A 1,721-nucleotide genomic window follows, 5' to 3' on the forward strand; every position below is an offset into this window, starting at 1 on the left:
GCGTTGTAGTGGACGCCTTTCTGGAAACGAGCGAGCCGGGGATATTCGCGGCCGGCGACATTGCGCGGTGGCCTGATCCCCACAGTGGCGAGAACATTCGGGTCGAGCATTGGGTGGTTGCAGAGAGGCAGGGGCAAACAGCGGCCCTCAACATGCTTGGCCATCGGGAGAAATTCGCGGCCGTGCCGTTCTTCTGGAGTCGGCATTACGATGTTCCCATCAACTATGTCGGCCATGCCGGGCAATGGGATGAGATCGCGGTCGATGGAGACATCACAGCCAAGGATTGCCTGCTCCGCTTCAAGCGCGAAGGACGTACGCTGGCTGTTGCTTCGATCTTCCGCGACATCGAAAGTCTCGAGGCGGAGACGGAAATGGAGCGCCAAATGGCAACCTAGCAGGCGCTCTTGGGCACCGCGAGAACGCAACCAGCATGGCGCAGCGCTGCAGTCGTCGTTACCGAAAGGAGTTCGACTTATGTCCATAATGCAACAGGAACTTATCAACGATATGCGCACGGTTGCGCCCGCTCAGCATTATTCAAAGATCGTCGAGTTCGCCAAGGAGGTTGCCGAGGAAGCGTCCGATGATACGCCGACTTCGGTTGAAATCTTCTCGGACGGCGGCCACTGGTACTGCCGGGTCCGTCGCGGCGATGAAAAGACCCGGCCGATGGGTCCTTATACCAAACAACAGGCTGAGCGGATCCAGGAAGCTCGGAGAATATTGATCGCCAAAAGAGGTACCGCTCGGATCATGTTCGAGTAGCGAGAGGACCTTCACGATCATGCCGGCCGGAGCACTTCTCACGACAGTGATCGTTCATCATAGAGATTTTTGAAACGTTGCAGGTAGCCCTTCGGCATTTGAGGTTGCCGCATTGTGAAGCCGCGTTTCGCGGCAGGACGTCCGTTGACGTTTTCCCCCAGCCGGGCCGGCATCATCTCCAACCGTGGAAGGAAAGCCCAATGGGTTACAAGTCAATCGTTCTCAATCTCGACATCGACGGAATGGTCACTCCTGTAATCAAGCTTGGTGTCGATCTGGCCCAGCGCTTCGATGCGCGCCTGATAGGTCTCTCGGCTGCCGACGTTCCTCCGCCCGTCGTGATGGAAGGAGGAGTGGCCTTCGAAGGCGAGAGCATGATGCACCAGCGGAAGAACATCGAGCGACGAATTGAGGACCTCCGCGCGGAGTTCGAAGCTCTTGCTGGCGCAACGGTTGATACAGAATGGCGTGGGGCTGTGGGCAATCCGACCCGCTTGCTAATCGACTCGGCCCGCGTGACCGATCTCATTGTCACGGCGTTGCCCGAGGGCGCCTCTTCTGGCAACGTTCATCGTTCCACCGATCTCGGCAGCCTGATCCTTCAGGCAGGGCGGCCTGTCTTTGTCGCCTCGACCAACCAGGAAAATATCCGCATCAACAATCTTGTCGGATGGAAGGACACGCGTGAAGCCAGGCGTGCGGTTACCGATGCTATGCCCTTTTTGCAAATGGCTCAGGCGGTTCGTGTCATTACGATCGACAATGATGCAACCGATGAAACCTGGAACGGTCTGAACGATGTTTGCCTTGCTTTCCTTTCACGGCGTAAAGGCGAAGGCCGAAGTTTTTCCGGAAAAATCCGATGGCGGAACGATCGCCGATGTGGCCGACGCGATGCATGCGGATCTGATCATATCCGGCGCCTACGGCCACAGCAGGTTCAGGGAGTGGAT

3 protein-coding genes are annotated in these 1,721 nt (G+C 57.5%); all 3 read left to right on the plus strand.

The features are described from left to right. The coding region (locus EN993_RS35415) for an oxidoreductase C-terminal domain-containing protein (protein WP_281040597.1) at positions 1-398 on the plus strand (398 nt) is incomplete at its 5' end. Positions 399-477: 79 nt separating this feature from the next. Then, complete coding sequence (locus EN993_RS35420; RefSeq protein ID WP_164758048.1) at positions 478-768, plus strand: hypothetical protein; 291 nt, start codon at positions 478-480, stop codon at positions 766-768. A 200-nt stretch (positions 769-968) separates the two neighbouring features. Next, positions 969-1,721: universal stress protein (locus tag EN993_RS35425; RefSeq protein ID WP_164758049.1), on the plus strand; the 753-nt coding region annotated here is incomplete at its 3' end.

Origin of the sequence: Mesorhizobium sp. M7D.F.Ca.US.004.01.2.1 (assembly GCF_003997785.1) — a bacterium.
Lineage (GTDB): Bacteria > Pseudomonadota > Alphaproteobacteria > Rhizobiales > Rhizobiaceae > Mesorhizobium > Mesorhizobium loti.